Here is a 1,273-nt window from a genome sequence, read left to right as displayed (position 1 = left end):
ACGGGTTCACTGGGCGTCGCGGGCCAGGGCAATCGGGTGAAGTGTCATGGGGCAACGAGCCTGACGAGGTAGTCGTCGTCCCAGCCTGCGGTTTTGAGGGCGAGGCGCATGGAATCCTTTCCTTTTTTGCGGGCTGCGACGTTCACCGCGATGTGGCGGACCGTCAGCATGTTCTCCGGAGCATGAGCGGTGCGGATGCGGGACTGATCGTCGTGGAAGGTGACGTCGAGGATCCAGTGCAGTCCGTTCTCGATCGCCCAGTGCTGTCGGATGGCAGGCCCGAGGCGGTCGGCTCCGAGCGGTGACGAGGTCAGGTAGCAGCGCGTCTCACGCTCGATCCTGGTTGCCGCGTCACGGGTGCTGTCGACGACGATGAGGCTCTTCAGCCCCGGCCAAGCGTGGCGCTCCTGGAGCCAAGCGACGCGATGGATGACTGTCACGCGCCGGGTCTCGATGCGCCCATGATCGCCCTCCACGGTCTCGTGCGTGCTGACGGTGCAATCGGCAAAGTCCCTTGGCCTTTGCTCCTCGACGAAGAGCGCGACGTCCTCGTGCAGCGTGCCCTGGTTGCCCTTGAGCGCCAGGACATAGTCGGCCTTCTTGTCGAGGATCTTGCGGGCGATGGCACGCTGGCAGCCCATCGCATCGATGGTGACGATCGCACCCTCGATCGTCAGCAGGTCGAGCAGGGCTGGGATCGCCGCGATCTCGTTGGACTTCCCGCTCACCTTGGCCTGGGCCAGCACCAGCCGCTGGCGTGCGGCGAAGGCGGAGACGACGTGAAGGGCATCCCGCGCGCCGGCCCGGCCCGAGCGCCGCGAGGTCTTGCCGTCGATCGCAATCACCTCGAGCGGCGTTTGGGTCAGCGTCGCGGCCCAGGCCGCAAAGCAGCGCCGGAACGCGACCGGATCGAGCGCCGCGAAGATGTCCCCGAGATGATCGTGGCTCGGCGTACCGTTCTGGAACGGCAGGAACCGGCGCAGAAGGTCTCGCTTCTTGTGACCGAACCGGGCGATATCGGTGAAGCCTTCAGCCCCTGCCAGGATGGCGAGCAACGCCAGGAGCAGAACCTCGTCCAGGCGATAGGCAACTTTGCCGGGCTGGCGCGGGTCAGGCAGGTCCGCGAAATGATCGAGGAACACCGTCGCCTCGAACACGGCCGCTACCGGCTCGCTCGCCTCGTCCATCGCCCGCCCCCCAAGCCACGTCATGGCGGACAACCGATTCAGACCTTCAGGCCCTTGTCACCTCCCTCATTCACCCGATTGCCCTG

General features: G+C 66.1%; 1 protein-coding gene. It reads right to left on the bottom strand.

What is annotated here, in order from left to right; all coding sequences use genetic code 11:
* Positions 1-44: 44 nt before the first annotated feature.
* Entirely contained in the window at positions 45-1,211 is a 1,167-nt protein-coding gene (locus VQ02_RS29305; protein WP_425339936.1) for an ISAs1 family transposase, read from the bottom strand.
* Between the last annotated feature and the right edge of the window lie 62 nt (positions 1,212-1,273).

The sequence above is a fragment of the Methylobacterium variabile genome, assembly GCF_001043975.1.
Lineage (GTDB): Bacteria > Pseudomonadota > Alphaproteobacteria > Rhizobiales > Beijerinckiaceae > Methylobacterium > Methylobacterium variabile.
Note: the sequence above shows the minus strand (reverse complement) of the source record. Positions and strands in the feature narration are given on the sequence as shown.

What these genes read in the sequence shown, in the direction of transcription:
- VQ02_RS29305 (WP_425339936.1), bottom strand. Translation starts at nt 1,211, where the DNA reads ATGACGTGGCTTGGGGGGCGGGCGATGGACGAGGCGAGCGAGCCGGTA.